This window comes from Chelatococcus sp. XZ-Ab1 (assembly GCF_029309855.1).
Classification (GTDB): domain Bacteria; phylum Pseudomonadota; class Alphaproteobacteria; order Rhizobiales; family Beijerinckiaceae; genus Chelatococcus_A; species Chelatococcus_A sambhunathii.
The window spans coordinates 358,630-374,673 of sequence record NZ_JARKII010000001.1; the positions used below are offsets into that span (position 1 = coordinate 358,630).

A 16,044-nucleotide genomic window follows, 5' to 3' on the forward strand; every position below is an offset into this window, starting at 1 on the left:
GTGCTCCCGCCGCAGCTATTGTTTGAAAGACCGGATATGCAGCTCATTGCCGACCATATCGCCCATGCCTACGGCCCCCTGCCGGTGCTGGACGACATCTCCTTCACTGTCGGGCCGGGCGAGGTCGTCGCAATCGTCGGCCCGTCAGGCTGCGGAAAGTCGACGCTGCTGCGCATTCTCGGCGGACTGGAGAAGCCGCAGGCGGGGGCGGCGCTCGTCGCCGGCGCACCGCCTGCCGCCTCGCTCAACCCGCTGACCTTCGTCTTCCAGGACTTCGCCCTGCTGCCCTGGCGCACCGTGGAGGGCAATGTGCGCCTGGTGCTGGAGGGGCATGGCCTTTTGCAGGCGGTCGTGGCAGATACGGTCCGCGACGTTCTCGCCCGTACCGGCCTCACCGATTTCGCCAAGGCCTATCCGAAGCAGCTGTCCGGCGGCATGCGCCAGCGGGTCGGCATCGCCCGCGCTCTCGCGGCGCGGCCGGCGGTACTGCTGATGGACGAACCGTTGTCGGCTCTCGATGCGCAGACGCGCGAACTGCTGATGGATGACCTCGTGCAACTCGTCTCGGCTGAAGGCAGCGCCGAGGCGCTGGGCATGGTCTATGTCACGCACAATCTCGACGAGGCAGTGCGGCTCGCCGACCGCATCCTCGTCCTGTCGCGTCGCCCCGGGCGCGTGCGCGAGACGGTCACGATCGCCGGCGACCGGCGGGCGCGTCGCTCGGACGATCCGGAACTGGTGCGCCGCGCCCGCGAGCTGTGGGATCTGATCCGGGCTGATGCCGCCGAGGCGGATCGGGAACTCGCCGATGGGGAGGCGATCAATGGTTGATGTGGCTCATGACGTGTGCCCGGCGGCCACGGCTGACAAGCGTCCCGTCACGTTCCGCGGCGGGCTTTTCCTGCCGCGCACCCATCGGCTCGTCGGTTTCGCCGCCCTCGTCGCCCTCATCCTAACGTGGCAGGCCGCCTCCAGCTTCGGCTGGATGAGCCCGGTCCTTGCCCCGAGCCCGGGCGAGGTGATCGACGCCCTCAGGCGCATGGCCCTCAGCGGCGAGCTCGCCACCCATCTCTCGGCCTCGCTCGTGCGGCTTGCGGGCGGCTTCGCCATCGGCGGCACCGCGGGCATCGCCTTCGGCATGGCCATCGGCCTGTCGAGCCTGGTGCGCTCGCCTGGCGCGACGCTGGTCGCTGCGCTCTTCCCCATCCCGAAGATCGCGCTCCTGCCGCTCTTCATCCTGTGGTTCGGCATCGGCGAAAGTTCCAAGGTGGCGACCATCGCTTTCGGCACCTTCTTCCCCATGGTGATCGCGACCTATGGGGCCGTGGACAATGTCGACCGCTCGCTCGTGCGCATGGGTCGCAGCTTCGGCCTGTCCTCCTTCGCCATCATCTCGAAGATCATCCTGCCGGGGGCTCTGCCCGGCATCCTGTCGGGCATGCGCATCGCCTCCTCCATCGGTATCGTCCTGCTCATCGCCGCCGAGATGATCGGCGCCAACGAGGGGGTCGGCGCCCTAGTGCTGGCCGCCGGCAATCTCATGCAGTCTGACCGCCTGCTCGCCGGGGTCGTCGTGCTCTCGCTGCTCGGCCTGACGGTTGCCGGCGTCATCGGGGCCGTCGAAAAGCGCCTGCTCGCCTGGCGTTGAGCGTCGCCGCCCGAGCGGCTGCGGGTGCCACCTCACCGCCACCCTTGATTCGCACGCCCGACGGCGTGACGATCACATGACGGCCCTCGTGGCCGTCATGCGAGGGAGAGGCGGCCATGGATGCCAGCGGTAGAGAACGAGCGGGGCCCCGGTGCATCGCCATCGTCGGCCCCTACCAGAGTGGCAAGACCAGCCTGATGGAGGCCTGTCTCGCCCGCATGGGGGCGATCGACCGGCAGGGGAAGGTGGCGGACCGGAACACGATCGGCGATGCCTCGCCCGAAGCGCGGGCGCAGGGCATGAGCATCGAGCCGAACGTCGCGAGCGGCGATTTCCTCGGCGAGCGCTTCACCTTCGTCGATTGCCCCGGTTCGATCGAGTTCCTGCACGACATGCGCACTGTCCTGCCGGCCTGTGATGCAGCCGTCGTCGTCTGCGAGGCGGACGACCGCAAGGTGCCGGCACTCGAACTCGTCATGCGCGAGCTCGAGGAGGCGGATGTGCCGCGCTTCCTCTTTCTCAACAAGATCGATGCGGCGAGCCGGCGCGTGCGCGAGACGCTCGCCAGCCTGCAGAGAGCCTCGCGCACGCCGCTCCTGCTGCGCCAGATTCCCATATGGAAGGATGGCATAGCCATCGGCTTTATCGACCTCGCCCTGGAGCGAGCCTTCGTCTATCGCGAATATGCCGCGAGCGAGGTGATCGACCTTCCCGTCACCGAGGTCGGTCGCGAGAAGGAGGCGCGCTTCTCGATGCTCGAGCGGCTCGCCGACTACGACGACGAACTCATGGAGGATCTCGTCGAGGAGATCGAGCCGCCGCGCGACAGGGTGTTCGACGATCTCTCGCGCGAACTGCGCGACATGCATGTCGTGCCGGTGCTCTTCGGTTCGGCCGAGCGCGGCAACGGGGTCACGCGCCTACTCAAGGCGCTGCGCCACGAAGCGCCGCGCCTCGCCGCGACGCGGGCTCGCCTCGGCGTGCCCGAGGAAGGGCCGCCGCTCGCCTTCGCGATGAAGACGAGCCACAACGGCCAGGGCGGCAAGCTGACGCTGGCGCGCGTGCTGCGCGGCCCTATCTCCGAGGGCGACACGGTCGTATCGTCGCGCGGGGGGGAGGCGCGCGTTGCCGGCATTGTCGACCTGAAGGGCCAGGGGCAGAGCCGCCGGACCACGGCGGAGGAAGGCGAGACGGTCGCCTTCGCCCGGGTTGACAATGTCGCGACCTCCGATGCCTTCGCAGTCGGCAAGGAACGCCCGACGGCAATCGTCTCCGTCGCTCCGCCCGATCCCGTCTTCTCGCTGGCGCTCCTCGTGCGCGACCGCAAGGACGACGTGCGGCTGACGACGGCGCTCGGAAAGATCGTCGAGGAGGATCCCTCGCTCGTGCTCGAGCAGCGGCCCGACCTCGGCGAGATGCGTCTGTGCGGCCAGGGCGAGATGCACCTGCGCGTCGCCATCGCGCGGCTCGCGTCGCGCTTCGGCGTTACGGTCGACGTGCGCAAGCCGCAGATCGCCTATCGCGAGACCATCCGCCACGCGGCCCAAGCCCGTGGGCGCCACAAGAAACAGTCGGGTGGTCACGGCCAGTTCGGGGACGTCGTGCTCCATGTCGAGCCGCTGCCGCGCGGCGAAGGCATCGTCTTCACCGACACGATCACCGGTGGCGTCGTGCCCAAGCAGTACATTCCCTCAGTGGAGATCGGCGTGCGCGAGGCGGCGGAGAAGGGACCGCTCGGCTTTCCCGTCGTCGACATGAAGGTGACGCTCACCGACGGTTCGTACCATACGGTCGATTCCTCCGACATGGCCTTCCGCGCTGCGGCAAGACTCGCCATGGCCGAGATGCTGCCGAATGCCAAGCCGGTGCTGCTCGAGCCGATGCTGGCCGTGGAGATCGCCGTGCCGACGGAGGCAATGTCCAAGGCGACGGCGATCATCTCGGCACGGCGGGGGCAGATCCTCGGCTATGACGGGCGACCGGGCTGGCTCGGCTGGGACCTGGTGAACGCCATGATCCCGGAGGCCGAGATGGATGACCTCATCGTCGAGTTGCGTTCGGCCACTGCTGGTGTCGGCAGCTTCTCGGCGCGGTTCGACCATCTGGCGGAACTCAGCGGCAAAGCGGCCGATCAGGTCGTCATGGCCCGCGCAGCGGCAACCGGCGGCTGAGGAGGCGCAGGTTCGATCATCCCTCGCCCTCTTCGCCCGCGCGAAAAGGGCGAGGGATGATTCTCCCCGCTTTTGCGCAGTTTCCTGCGCTGCGTGGTCGCGTCGATGCGGCCGGTGGGCGGCTGCAGGCGCTTTCATGGGGGCATTTCGACGCCGAATCCCGCCTCTATCGACAGTTTTTCCCGCCTGAAAGACAATGCGCGAAGAGCCGGTGCAACCGGCCGGGAACATGAGCGGGAGAACGTCATGGTGGAGGCGATCGAGACGCGACACGGGACCAACGAGCAACTGATGGCGAGGCGGCCATGGCTGCGGTCCTATCCGCCGACAGTCGCCGCGGAAATCGACATCAGCCATCTCGGCACGCTCGCCGACCTCTTCTACGACGCGACGCGCGACTTCGCCGGCCGGCCGGCGTTCGAGAGCTTCGGCAAGGAACTCACCTACGCCGGACTGCGCGCCGCCGCCGAGGCAATGGCATCGTGGCTGCAGGCCCGCGGCATCAACAAGAGCGATCGCGTGGCCCTGATGATGCCGAACGTCCTCGCCTTTCCGGCGGCGATGTTCGGCGTGCTCATCGCCGGCTGCACGGTCGTCAACGTCAACCCGCTCTATACGCCGCGCGAACTGGCGCACCAGGTGAACGACGCGGGGGCCCGCGTGCTCGTGGTGCTCGAGAACTTCGCCCACACGGTGGCCGAGGCGCTGCCGCAGATGAAGCTCGATCAGGTCGTCATCGCCACGCCGGGAGACCTGATGGGCCTCAAGGGCGCCATCGTCAATCTCGTCTCCCGGCACGTGAAGAAGGCAGTGAAGCCCTTCAGCATTCCGGGCGCCGTCCGTTTCGCGGCGGTCCTTGCCGAGGGGCGGCGGCGGGCGCCCGATCCGGTTGCCCTGACGCCGCAGGACGTGGCCTTCCTGCAATACACGGGCGGGACGACCGGAGTCGCCAAGGGCGCCGTGCTCACCCACGGCAACATCACGGCCAATGTCGCGCAGATGAAGGCCTGGCTCGAGGGCTGGGTGAAGACCGACGGAAGCCGCCACATCATGGTGACGGCGCTGCCGCTCTATCACATCTTCTCCCTCACCGTGTGCTGCATGATGATGATGCGCATCGGGGCCTGCGGCTTGCTCATCGCCAATCCGCGCGACATCGCCGGCTTCGTGAAGACGCTGAAATCGCGGCCCTTCACCATGATCAGCGGCGTCAACACGCTCTACAACGCGCTTGCCCATCATTCCGGTATCGGGGAGGTCGACTTCTCGCCCGTGCAATTGTGCATCGCGGGCGGCATGGCGACCCAGGCAGCGGTGGCCAAGCGCTGGAAGGACATCAGCGGCAAGCCAATCATCGAGGGCTACGGCCTGTCCGAGACGTCGCCGGTCGTCTCAGCGAACCGGCTCGATATCGAGGAGTTCACCGGTACCATCGGCTTTCCGCTGCCGTCGACGGATGTCGCCATCCGCAGCCTCGACAATACTGATGTTCCCTTCGGCGAAGTCGGGGAATTGTGCGTGCGCGGCCCGCAGGTGATGGCAGGATACTGGCAGCGCCCCGACGAGACGGCGAAGGTGATGACCGCCGACGGCTATTTCCGCACCGGAGACCTCGCCGTCGAGGCGGAGGAGGGGTCCTTCCGCATTGTCGACCGCATGAAGGACATGGTGCTGGTCTCCGGCTTCAACGTCTATCCCAACGAGGTCGAGGATGTCCTCGTCCGCCATCCGAAGGTACTGGAGGCGGCAGTTGTCGGGCAGCCGGACGAGCACTCGGGCGAGGCGGTGCTCGCCTATATCGTCAAGCGGGACGAGAGCCTGACGGAGGAGGAATTGCGTGCCTTCGCGCGCGAGAACCTCACCTCCTACAAGGTGCCGCGCCGCATCGTTTTCCGCGACAGCCTGCCGAAGACAAATGTTGGCAAGGTGTTGCGCCGGGCCCTCAGGGACGAGGCGCAGGCCGGCGGACACCCCTGATCCGGCGCGCGCTCCCGAAGGCGTGAATTGTCGCCGGCCGCGCACGGCTCTACCCCTTTTCACGACGGGCGGATCCGCCTCGGGAGCGCATCCATGCTGATCAGGACACAACCCGGCTGGCGCCTGCCGGAATCGGTGGCCACATCGGAAGCCATCTTCTTCGACCGCCGATCCTTCCTGGCCGGCGCTGCGGGCCTTGTCATGCTGGGCGCCGGTCGCACGGCTCGGGCCCAAGAGGCGGCCGCCGGGCTCTATCCCGCGCCGCGCAACGAGCGTTTCGTGCTCGACCGAAGCGTGACTCCGGAGGAGATCAACACCGCTTACAACAATTTCTACGAGTTCGGCTCCCACAAGCGCGTCGCCGCCGGGGCCGAGGCGCTCGTGAGCGATCCATGGACCATCAAGGTCGACGGGCTCGTCGAGCGGCCTTTCGAGATCGGCCTGGACGAACTCCTCAAGACCATGCCGCTGGAGGAGCGGCTCTATCGGCACCGCTGCGTGGAGGCCTGGGCCATGGCTGTGCCGTGGACGGGTTTTGCCTTCAGCGCCTTCGTGAAGCGCGCGCGCCCGCTCGGTTCGGCGAAATACGTCGTCATGCAGACCTTCCACGACCCGAAGATCGCCCCCGGGCAGCGCCAAACGTGGTATCCGTGGCCCTATACCGAGGGCCTGACCATCGCCGAGGCGACGAACGAACTCGCCTTCCTCGTCACTGGCGCCTACGGCAAGCCACTGCCGAAAGTGATGGGCGCGCCGCTGCGCCTCGCCGTGCCGTGGAAATACGGCTTCAAGTCCATCAAATCGATCAACCGCATTTCCTTCTCCGAGACGCGGCCGACGAGCTTCTGGGAGGCGCTGCAGCCCTCCGAATACGGCTTCTGGGCGAATGTGAATCCCGCGGTGCCGCATCCGCGCTGGAGCCAGGCCGCAGAGGAGATGATCGGTACGGGCGAGATGTTCCCCACGCAGATCTACAACGGCTATGGCGCGTTCGTGGCCGGGCTCTATAGCGGCCTCGTGGGCGAAAAACTCTTCCTCTAGGTGGACCGGGATCCGCTCCTGCAGCATTGCGAGCGTCCCCGCGCAGGAGATGCAATGCGCTTGCGCCCTTTGCCGTCAAAGATTGTGCAAGATTTGAGGTGCACAAGAAAAAGGCCGGGTTCCTGAGGGAACCCGGCCTGAAGTCATGTCCGACCGAAGCCGGAACACTTCCAGAGGGGAACGGCCGAAATGGGCTCTACGCCGGGAGGAGGTGCGGAGCCCATCGCCTTCAGCCATGAGTGATATGGTCCTTCGGCAGCGCTTCCGCAACGCAGGCGGGGACATGTCAGCCATGCATCCAGCGTCGGCATCGTCCAGGGGCACGGCGCACGAGTCGCTCGCGGCAAATGCCAAGAAAAAAGGCCGGGTTCCTGAGGGAACCCGGCCTAAGTCATGTCCGACCAAGGTCGGAACACTTCCAGAGGGGAACGGCCGAAATGGGCTCTACGCCGGGAGGAGGTGCGGAGCCCATCGCCTTCAGCCACGATTGATATCGGCCTTTTCCTGCCTTTTTGCAATGCAACATGGGGCATGTCAGCTATGCAGATGCCGCATGTTTATGCAGGTCATATGTCATAATTCCGCTTCAAAAGCCTGAATATATCCCGCACCGATTCAGCGGTTCAGTAGGTCCAGCGCTGCGCCTTGCCGATCAGGAAATCGCGGAAGACCTGCACCCGCGCAACGTTCTTCATCTCTTCCGGATAGACGAGATAGCTCTCCAGCGAAGGCATTTCGACATCGGTCAGAATCTGCACGAGCCCGAGGCCAGGTTCGACGATGTAATCGGGCAGTACTGCGATGCCGGCGCCCCGCTCGACAGCCTTCTTCAGCGCCGTGATATTGTTGACAACGAGATGGTAGGGGCGCGGATCCTTCGGATCACGGCCCGCTGTCGCCAGCCAGTGCACGGCCAGAAGGTAATGCGGCATCGAGCCGCCGAAGGACAGGATGCGGTGGTTGTCGAGGTCCACCAGCTTCTCAGGCTGGCCGAAGCGCTTGAGATATTCGGTGGATGCATAGACGTGGAAGTGCACCGTGAACAGGCGGCGCTGGATGAGGTCGCCTTGCACGGGCTGGCGCAGGCGGATGGCGACGTCGGCCTGGCGCATCGAAAGATCGAGTTCCTCGTCCGACAGGATGAGCTCCACCCGCACGTCCGGGTAGTGATCCAAGAACTCGCCGATGCGAGGCGTCAGCCAGTTGGTGCCGAGGCCGAGCGTCGTCGTCACGCGCAGGGTGCCCGACGGGCGCTCGCGCGACTCGGCAAGGCGAGCCCGTGTCGCATCGAGCCGCATGGTCATGTCGCGCGCGGCGCGGAAGAGCAGTTCTCCCTGCTCGGTCAGGATGAGGCCTCTGGCATGGCGGTGGAAGAGCGGGGCCTTCAACTCGCGCTCGAGCGCGCTCACCTGCCGGCTGACGGCCGACTGGCTGAGCCCGAGATCATCGCCGGCACGCGTGAAGCTGCCTGCCTCCGCGACAGTGTAGAAAATCCTGATCTTGTCCCAATCCACGGCCGCCCCCGCTGGCCTTCCGCCTGTTGTGCCGGCAGCACCCGGGGGGCCGCCGTCGCGTTTCCTCGTTGGTTATTCGGCCGCCTCGAGGGTGGCCTCGCGGGCAGCGAGCCAGCGCTCGGCATCGAGTGCGGCCATGCAGCCAAGGCCGGCGGCCGTGACCGCCTGCCGATAGACATCGTCGGTGACATCGCCAGCGGCGAAGACACCCTCGACGTTCGTACGCGTCGTGCCCGGCTCGGTCCGGATGTAGCCGCTCGGGCTCATGTCGAGTTGCCCGATGAAGAGCTCGCTCGCCGGCTTGTGGCCGATGGCGATGAAGACGCCGTCCGTGCGGCGCTGGCTGACAGCGCCGGTCTTGAGATTCCTGAGGCGCACGTGCGTTACCGAGGGAGGCGTACCCTCGCCGCAGATCTCCTCGAGCGCTGTGTCCCAAACCACTTCGATCTTCGGATGCTGGAACAGGCGATCCTGCAGGATGCGCTCGGCGCGCAACTCGTCGCGGCGGTGTACCAGCGTGACCTTGGCGGCGATGTTGGCAAGGTAAAGCGCCTCCTCCACGGCCGTGTTGCCGCCGCCGACGACGACGACCTCCTTGCCACGGAAGAAGAAGCCGTCGCAGGTGGCACAGGCCGACACGCCGAAACCCTGGAAGGCCTCCTCCGACGGCAGGCCGAGCCACTTGGCCTGCGCACCGGTGGCGATGATCAGCGCATCGCAGCTGTAGGTGTCCCCGCCGTCGCCGGTGAGACGGAAAGGCCGCTGCGACAGGTCTACGGCGCAAATATAGTCGCTCACGATGCGCGTGCCGACATGTTCGGCCTGCAGGCGCATCTGCTCCATCAGCCAGGGCCCCTGAATGACATCGGCAAAGCCGGGATAGTTCTCGACGTCGGTCGTGATGGTGAGCTGGCCGCCCTGCTGCAGCCCGGTGACGAGCACCGGCTCCAGCATGGCGCGGGCGGCATAGATGGCAGCGGTATAGCCGGCCGGGCCGGAGCCCAGGATGAGGACCTTAGCATGCGTGTGCGTCATGGCGGACCGATCGACTGTTCGCCCTTTCAGGCGTCTGCGACAGGAGCGTCGCGGGGTGAAGAGAGGAAGCGCCTACGATGGGCCTCGTAGGCCCGGGCGACAGCCTCTGCAATGCTCGGCGTTGAATCTAAGGGCTGGTATGCGCTTCCTTCAAGTCTCCCCCGAAAGGCGTGCACAATTCCTGCGCCCCTGAGACCTTCCAGCAACGCTTTGAGGCGCGGATGGCCGCCGCTCGGCTCGAAGACGAGCACCGGCCGGCCCGTGACCGCCGCTTCGCCGGCCATGTTGGTCGAATCGGCCGTGACGACCACGGCGTCCGCGAGGGCGAGCATGGCGACATAGGGATTGTCGCCACGGCCGTCCCACAGATAGACATTCTCCTCCTCGGCGAGATCAGCGAGCGCGGTGCGCAGCGCCGGCGGCGTGCGCCGCGAGGCCGTGATCATCAGCGAGACGCCACTCGCCCGCAGTGACTTGAGATTTGTGACGAAGCCGGCGATGTCGGCAGGCGTGAAGGTGTGGTGCCGGCTGTCGCCCCCAACGAGGACGGCTGCGCGGGGCAGGGGAAGGGCAGCGAGGATGGCCGGCGGCGCAGCCCTGGCGGCGGCGATCCGCGCAGCCGAGATGCGATGCGGCGGCGTCAGCGTTGCCATGACGTTCTCGCCGCGCAGGCGGTCGTGCTCGCCGACCCAGATGAAATCGGCGGCGGAGGTTCCGGTGCGGGGATCCTTCAGGAAGACGGTGAAGGTGCGTCCGCCGGAAGCGTGCTTGACGTGGCGCAGATAAGGCACGGCGCGGCGGCCGGAGGCGATGACAAGGTCGGGAAAGGGCGGTGCGATGGGGCTCGCGGGCTGCCCGGACGCCTCGCGCGGATCGATGGGCCCCCAAGGCATCAGCCACGACCAGGGCGGCCGGGGGGCGATGCGACGCAACTGCGGCTCGATGCCGAGCGCGGCCGCGAGGCCGAGGCACTGGGTTTCGTCGCCCGCCTTGCCGTCGGTGAGAATCCAGGCGCTATCGGCGTGCAACATCGTGAGACTCTCTTGCGAATTTGGCGCCCGAATCATACTAAATCAGGCGATCACCGTGCCCGTGCCACGTCGCATGACGCAATCGTCCGGCACCTGCGAGAAGGATAATCGCGCTTGCGCGTGGAACTCGACGCGACGGACTGGAAGATCCTGAAGGAGCTCCAGGCAGACGGCCGTATCACCAATGTGGAACTGGCGCGCCGCGCCGGACTTTCCGCGCCTCCCTGCCTGCGCCGCGTGCGGGCGCTCGAGGAAGCAGGCATCATCCGGGGCTACCGGGCGATCCTCGACCAGCGGCGCCTGGGCTATGATGTCACCTGCTTTGCCATGGTCAATCTCGCGAGCCAGGCCGAGGCGGACCTCGAGGCCTTCGCCGCGCGCATCCGCCAGATGCCGCTGGTGCGCGAATGCTGGACCCTGTCGGGCGAGACGGACTTCCTCCTCAAATGCGTGGCGCCAGACCTGCGCTCCTTCCAGTCCTTCGTGCTGGAACTGACAGCAATGCCGAACGTGCGCAACGTGCGCACGGCGCTGACGCTCGACCTCGTCAAGGACGAGCCGATTGTACCCATGGCGGACGGATCGAGGGTGGGGTAGGGGCGGATCGGCGGGCTGGAGGGTCGGGTTATCGATCAGTCGGCATCGGGATCGCTGGCCCGGCATCCCCCGCCGTCTTGGCCGGGCTTGTCCCGGCCATCCACGCCTTCTGACTTTGCAGGAATTTTCTAAGGCGTGGATGCCCGCGACAAGCGCGGGCATGACGACGGTGAGGATCGAACGAGCGCTGCGGGCGCTATTTGGATCGGCTCGACCGGCGCGATGTCGCGGTGTGCCAGAGAGGCGCCCGGGCCTACCGTCCGACGATCTTGCGCTTGACCCAGTCGGCGTAGAGCTGGGCTATGGTGGCGGCGCGGCGCTGTTCGTTGTCGGCGAGATACCACGGGCCGGAATAGCTCGACGGCAGGGCGAAGAGGATCGGGTAGCGCGCCTCGATCTCGCCGCGGCGGCCGACGATGAGCGCCTCGCCGTCGAGATAGTCGCTGTCGGAGCCGCCCTCGGCGAAATCCCTGCCGTCGATGCGGATCGAGGAGCCTCCTGACCAGGCCGACAAGGTGAGGCTCTTCAGGCGCACGACGAGGCGCGGTGCCGTGCGGTCGCGCGGCGCGAGCCGGTCGGCGAAGGCGTTCGTGAGCGCATCCGACAGGCTGTCGCCGACGAGCGTCGCGAAGGGGCCCTGGCCCTGGGCGACCAGCGCCGAGATGTCGACCGAGATGGCCGAGAGGCGCAGCGCTCCGGCCTCGCCCGCCGGCAGCGGCGTCGTTGCCGGCGCAACGCAGGCGCCGAGCGCCAGCGTTCCGGCGAGCGCGGCCATGCCGAGCAGGTGACGACGCGACACCGTTGCCATGGAAGGCCTCCGAATGCGGATCAGCCGAAGCGGACGTTGATGATCTCGTACGACTTGCCGCCGCCTGGGGTCACCACCTCGACGCTGTCGCCGATGGATTTGCCGATGAGGGCGCGGGCCACGGGGGAGGTGATCGAGACGCGGCCGGAATGGACGTCTGCCTCGGGCTCGCCGACGATCTGGTAGACCTTCTCCTCCTCCGTGTCCTCGTCGACGAGGGTCACGGTGGCGCCGAACTTCACTGTCTTGCCGTTGAGCTTGCTGAGGTCGATGACGTCGGCGCGCGACAGGAGGCTCTCGAGCTCCTGGATGCGGCCCTCGTTGAGGCTCTGCGCTTCCTTGGCGGCGTGATATTCCGCGTTCTCCGAGAGGTCGCCGAGCGCACGCGCCTCGGCGATCGCCTGGATGATGCGCGGACGCTCCTCCTGCTGGCGGCGCTTGAGCTCCGCTTCGAGGGCCGCATAGCCTGAGGCGGTCATCGGGATCTTTTCCATCGCGTACGTTCTCTCACAACAAAGACGCCGTCCGGGGCCGCAATCGTACCCCGTGACGCGTGATGAAACTCGACGTGTTGCGGCCTGCGTCTCGCCTAGGCGCTCTTCGAGCCGGCCGGCCAGTACTCCTGCAACGCTCGCACCTCGAGGTCGCCGGCGAGATAGGCCCTGATACCTTCGGCGGCGGCGGCCGCACCGGCAAGAGTGGTGTAATAGGGCACCTTATGCAAGAGGGCCGCGCGGCGCAGCTCGCGCGAGTCGTGCAGGGCCTGAGCGCCTTCCGTCGTGTTGAAGACGAGGTGGATCGAGCCGTTCTTGATGGCATCGACGACATTCGGCCGGCCTTCCAGGACCTTGTTGATCCGCTCGGCTGCAACGCCCTTCTCGGCGAGGAAGCGCTGGGTGCCGCTCGTCGCCACCACGGCAAAGCCGAGCTCGGCGAGCGTCTTGACCACCGGCAGGATCCGGTCCTTGTCGGCGTCGCGGACGGAGACGAAGACTGTGCCGTTCTTCGGCACCTTGGTGCCGCCGCCGAGCTGGCTCTTGGCGAAGGCAACCCCGAAGGAGGTGTCGAGGCCCATGACCTCGCCGGTCGAGCGCATCTCCGGGCCGAGCAGCACATCGACGCCGGGGAAGCGGGCGAATGGGAATACGGCCTCCTTCACGCCGATATGTGCCAGCTCCTTGGGTTTCAGGCCGAAAGCGGCCAGCTTCTCGCCGGCCATGATGCGGGCAGCGATCTTGGCGATGGGCTCGCCGATGACCTTGGCGACGAAGGGCACCGTGCGCGAGGCGCGCGGATTGACTTCGAGCACGTAGATGTCGCCGTTCTTGATGGCGTACTGCACGTTCATGAGGCCGCCGACGTCCAAGGCGAGGGCGAGGGCCTTCGTCTGGCGCTCCAGTTCCTCCAGCGTCTCGGGCGAGAGCGAGCGGGGCGGCAGCGAGCAGGCCGAGTCGCCGGAGTGGATGCCGGCTTCCTCGATGTGCTCCATGATGCCGGCGATGAAGACGTCCTTGCCGTCGCAGAGGCAGTCGACGTCCACCTCGATGGCGTCCGACAGGTAGCGGTCGAAGAGCAGAGGGTTCTTGCCCAGCAGGGTGTTGATCTGGCCGGTCTTGTCGTTGGGATAGCGCGCCTTGATGTCGTGCGGCACCAAGGCCGGCAGCGTGCCGAGCAGGTAGTCGCCGAAGGTGTCCTCGTCGCGGATGATGGCCATCGCACGGCCGCCGAGGACGTAGGACGGGCGCACGACGAGCGGCAGGCCGACCTCGGCGGCGACGAGCCGGGCCTGCTCGACGGAATAGGCGATGCCATTCTTCGGCTGCTTGAGGCCGAGCCGGTCGAGCAGGCGCTTGAAGCGGTCACGGTCCTCGGCAAGGTCGATGGCATCGGGCGAGGTGCCGAGGATCGGCACCTTGTGCTCCTCCAGCGCGCGGGCCAGCTTCAGGGGCGTCTGCCCGCCGAACTGCACGATGACGCCGTGCAGTGTGCCATTCTGCCGCTCGGTGTCGATGATCTCGATGACGTCCTCCGCCGTCAGCGGCTCGAAATAGAGCCGGTCTGAGGTGTCGTAGTCGGTCGAGACCGTCTCCGGGTTGCAGTTGACCATGATGGTCTCGTAGCCCGCCTCGTCGAGAGCGAAGCAGGCATGGCAGCAGCAGTAGTCGAACTCGATGCCCTGGCCGATGCGGTTTGGCCCGCCGCCGAGGATGACGACCTTCTTCGCGTCCGAAGGCCGCGCCTCGTCTGCAAGGGTGCCGGCGAAGGGGGCCGCATAGGTCGAGTACATGTAGGCGGTTGGGGATGCGAATTCGGCTGCGCAGGTGTCGATGCGCTTGAAGACCGGGCGCACGCCGAGCGAGCGGCGCAGGGCCTTGACTTCCTCCTCGCTCTTGCCGGCGAGGACGGCGAGGCGCGCATCCGAGAAGCCCATGGCCTTCAGCTGCCTGAAGGCGCCGGGCGTCGCCGGCAGGCCGTATTTGCGGACCTTGGCCTCCGTCTCGACGATGCCTTGCATCTGCGCGATGAACCAGGGGTCGATCTTGCAGGTCTCGTGGATCTGGTCAGCATCGACGCCGAGCCGCAAGGCCTGGGCGACGTTGAGGAGGCGCTCCGGCGTCGGCGTGCCGAGGGCGGCCTTGATGGCATTCTTGTCGTCGCCCTGGCCGAGGCCGGGGATCTCGATCTCGTCGAGGCCGGTGAGGCCCGTCTCCAGCGAGCGCAGGGCCTTCTGCAGGCTCTCCTGGAAAGTGCGGCCGATGGCCATCGCCTCGCCGACCGACTTCATGGCCGTCGTCAGCACCGGCGCGGCGCCGGGGAACTTCTCGAAGGCGAAGCGCGGGATTTTGGTGACGACGTAGTCGATCGTCGGCTCGAAGGAGGCGGGCGTCGCCCCGCCGGTGATGTCGTTGGCGATCTCGTCGAGCGTGTAGCCGACCGCGAGCCTGGCCGCGACCTTGGCGATGGGGAAGCCGGTCGCCTTTGACGCCAGGGCCGACGAGCGCGAGACGCGCGGGTTCATCTCGATCACGATCATGCGCCCGTTCGCCGGATTGACGGCGAACTGGACGTTGGAGCCGCCGGTCTCGACGCCGATCTCGCGCAGCACGGCGAGCGAGGCGTCGCGCATGATCTGGTATTCCTTGTCCGTCAGCGTCAGCGCCGGTGCCACGGTGATGGAATCGCCCGTATGCACGCCCATCGGGTCGATGTTCTCGATGGAGCAGACGATGATGCAGTTGTCCGCCTTGTCGCGGACGACCTCCATCTCGTACTCCTTCCAGCCGAGCACGCTCTCCTCGATCAGCACCTCGTTGGTCGGGGAGGCGTCGATGCCGCGCTCGACGATGTCGATGAACTCTTCCTTGTTGTAGGCGATGCCGCCGCCAGTGCCGCCGAGCGTGAAGGAGGGGCGGATGATGGCCGGCAGGCCGATGTCGTCGAGGGCCTTCAAGGCGTCGGCGAGATTGTCGATGTGGTGCGACTTCGGCGTGTCGAGGCCGATCTTGGTCATCGCCTCGCGGAAGAGCTCGCGGTCCTCAGCCTTGTCGATCGCCTCGGCGGTGGCGCCGATCATCTCGACGCCGAATTTCTCGAGCACGCCCATCTTCTTGAGCGACAGGGCGCAGTTGAGCGCCGTCTGGCCGCCCATGGTCGGCAGCAGGGCGTCGGGGCGCTCCTTCTCGATGATCTTCGCCACGATCTCGGGCGTGATCGGCTCGACATAGGTCGCGTCGGCGAGATCGGGATCGGTCATGATCGTCGCCGGGTTCGAATTGACGAGGATGATGCGGTAGCCTTCCGCCTTCAGCGCCTTGCAGGCCTGGGTGCCCGAATAGTCGAACTCGCACGCCTGTCCGATGACGATCGGCCCGGCGCCGATGATGAGGATCGAGGCGATGTCGGTGCGTTTGGGCATGCGTGTCGCTCGCGTCTTCGTCGTGACCTGGGGCGCCCGGCACGGGATCGGCCGGGCACATAAAAAAAGGCCGCGCCATCGGCCTTCTGAGAGCCGGAGCGCGTCCCCGTGAGTGCGTGGCGGGGAGCTTGCTCCGTCCACGTTCCGGCCCTCTTAGACGAGAATCGTCGACGTGGAAAGGGTTGTGCGCCCTGCGCGCGAACGCGCCCGAGCCGCGCGCTCATATGGCCGGCGCAGCGGTGGCGCCGACAAGGCTCGCGGATCGCAGCCGGTCCGGCAAGAGCCCGTTCGGCACCGCCGGCGCCG

12 protein-coding genes are annotated in these 16,044 nt (G+C 66.9%); 6 read left to right on the forward strand and 6 right to left on the reverse strand.

The features are described from left to right. The first annotated feature begins 36 nt into the window (after positions 1 to 36). The 5 genes from P2T65_RS01815 (at position 37) to msrP (ending at position 6,837) form a co-directional block, all read left to right on the forward strand. On the forward strand, positions 37 to 831 hold the full coding sequence (locus P2T65_RS01815) for an ABC transporter ATP-binding protein (RefSeq protein WP_055457527.1): 795 nt from the start codon (positions 37 to 39) through the stop codon (positions 829 to 831). Beyond that, positions 824 to 1,648 (forward strand): ABC transporter permease, encoded by an 825-nt coding sequence (locus P2T65_RS01820; RefSeq protein WP_276199090.1) that lies wholly within the window; start codon positions 824 to 826, stop codon positions 1,646 to 1,648. Before P2T65_RS01815 ends, P2T65_RS01820 begins: the two co-directional genes overlap by 8 nt. Positions 1,649 to 1,764: 116 nt before the next feature. Next, positions 1,765 to 3,819, forward strand: a complete 2,055-nt coding sequence (locus P2T65_RS01825) for an elongation factor G (RefSeq protein WP_276199091.1) — start codon at positions 1,765 to 1,767, stop codon at positions 3,817 to 3,819. Between the two features lie 246 nt (positions 3,820 to 4,065). After that, a complete protein-coding gene (locus P2T65_RS01830; protein WP_276199092.1) occupies positions 4,066 to 5,796 on the forward strand; it encodes an AMP-binding protein in 1,731 nt (576 codons plus the stop codon). A gap of 93 nt (positions 5,797 to 5,889) precedes the next feature. Beyond that, a complete protein-coding gene (gene msrP, locus P2T65_RS01835) occupies positions 5,890 to 6,837 on the forward strand; it encodes a protein-methionine-sulfoxide reductase catalytic subunit MsrP (RefSeq protein ID WP_055457524.1) in 948 nt (315 codons plus the stop codon). A gap of 623 nt (positions 6,838 to 7,460) precedes the next feature. Here msrP and P2T65_RS01840 read toward each other — a convergent pair. From P2T65_RS01840 to P2T65_RS01850, 3 genes are all read right to left on the reverse strand, one after another. Next, positions 7,461 to 8,351, reverse strand: coding sequence for a LysR family transcriptional regulator (locus P2T65_RS01840; protein ID WP_055457523.1), 891 nt, complete (start codon positions 8,349 to 8,351; stop codon positions 7,461 to 7,463). 72 nt (positions 8,352 to 8,423) lie between these two features. After that, a complete protein-coding gene (gene trxB / locus P2T65_RS01845; protein WP_055457522.1) occupies positions 8,424 to 9,386 on the reverse strand; it encodes a thioredoxin-disulfide reductase in 963 nt (320 codons plus the stop codon). A 26-nt stretch (positions 9,387 to 9,412) separates the two neighbouring features. Continuing rightward, on the reverse strand, positions 9,413 to 10,417 hold the full coding sequence (locus P2T65_RS01850; protein WP_071924048.1) for a mitochondrial fission ELM1 family protein: 1,005 nt from the start codon (positions 10,415 to 10,417) through the stop codon (positions 9,413 to 9,415). 114 nt (positions 10,418 to 10,531) lie between these two features. Here P2T65_RS01850 and P2T65_RS01855 point away from each other — a divergent pair, with 114 nt between their 5' ends. Beyond that, on the forward strand, positions 10,532 to 11,014 hold the full coding sequence (locus tag P2T65_RS01855) for an Lrp/AsnC family transcriptional regulator (protein WP_055457520.1): 483 nt from the start codon (positions 10,532 to 10,534) through the stop codon (positions 11,012 to 11,014). Between the two features lie 253 nt (positions 11,015 to 11,267). Here P2T65_RS01855 and P2T65_RS01860 read toward each other — a convergent pair whose 3' ends face one another. The 3 genes from P2T65_RS01860 to carB form a co-directional block, all read right to left on the reverse strand. Beyond that, positions 11,268 to 11,822: a hypothetical protein gene (locus P2T65_RS01860; RefSeq protein ID WP_055457519.1), complete on the reverse strand. Its 555-nt coding sequence runs from the start codon at positions 11,820 to 11,822 to the stop codon at positions 11,268 to 11,270. A 20-nt stretch (positions 11,823 to 11,842) separates the two neighbouring features. Next, positions 11,843 to 12,316 carry a transcription elongation factor GreA gene (greA, locus tag P2T65_RS01865; protein WP_055457518.1) on the reverse strand — a complete coding sequence of 158 codons (474 nt, stop codon included), beginning with the start codon at positions 12,314 to 12,316 and terminating at the stop codon, positions 11,843 to 11,845. A gap of 95 nt (positions 12,317 to 12,411) precedes the next feature. Continuing rightward, positions 12,412 to 15,738 (reverse strand): carbamoyl-phosphate synthase large subunit, encoded by a 3,327-nt coding sequence (gene carB / locus P2T65_RS01870; RefSeq protein WP_276199093.1) that lies wholly within the window; start codon positions 15,736 to 15,738, stop codon positions 12,412 to 12,414. Positions 15,739 to 16,044 lie beyond the last annotated feature (306 nt).

Coding starts and splice junctions, on each gene's coding strand:
- trxB (WP_055457522.1), bottom strand. CDS start 9,386: ATGACGCACACGCATGCTAAGGTCCTCATCCTGGGCTCCGGCCCGGCC.
- P2T65_RS01830 (WP_276199092.1), top strand. CDS start 4,066: ATGGTGGAGGCGATCGAGACGCGACACGGGACCAACGAGCAACTGATG.
- carB (WP_276199093.1), bottom strand. CDS start 15,738: ATGCCCAAACGCACCGACATCGCCTCGATCCTCATCATCGGCGCCGGG.
- P2T65_RS01850 (WP_071924048.1), bottom strand. CDS start 10,417: ATGTTGCACGCCGATAGCGCCTGGATTCTCACCGACGGCAAGGCGGGC.
- P2T65_RS01820 (WP_276199090.1), top strand. CDS start 824: ATGGTTGATGTGGCTCATGACGTGTGCCCGGCGGCCACGGCTGACAAG.
- P2T65_RS01825 (WP_276199091.1), top strand. CDS start 1,765: ATGGATGCCAGCGGTAGAGAACGAGCGGGGCCCCGGTGCATCGCCATC.
- greA (WP_055457518.1), bottom strand. CDS start 12,316: ATGGAAAAGATCCCGATGACCGCCTCAGGCTATGCGGCCCTCGAAGCG.
- P2T65_RS01815 (WP_055457527.1), top strand. CDS start 37: ATGCAGCTCATTGCCGACCATATCGCCCATGCCTACGGCCCCCTGCCG.
- msrP (WP_055457524.1), top strand. CDS start 5,890: ATGCTGATCAGGACACAACCCGGCTGGCGCCTGCCGGAATCGGTGGCC.
- P2T65_RS01860 (WP_055457519.1), bottom strand. CDS start 11,822: ATGGCAACGGTGTCGCGTCGTCACCTGCTCGGCATGGCCGCGCTCGCC.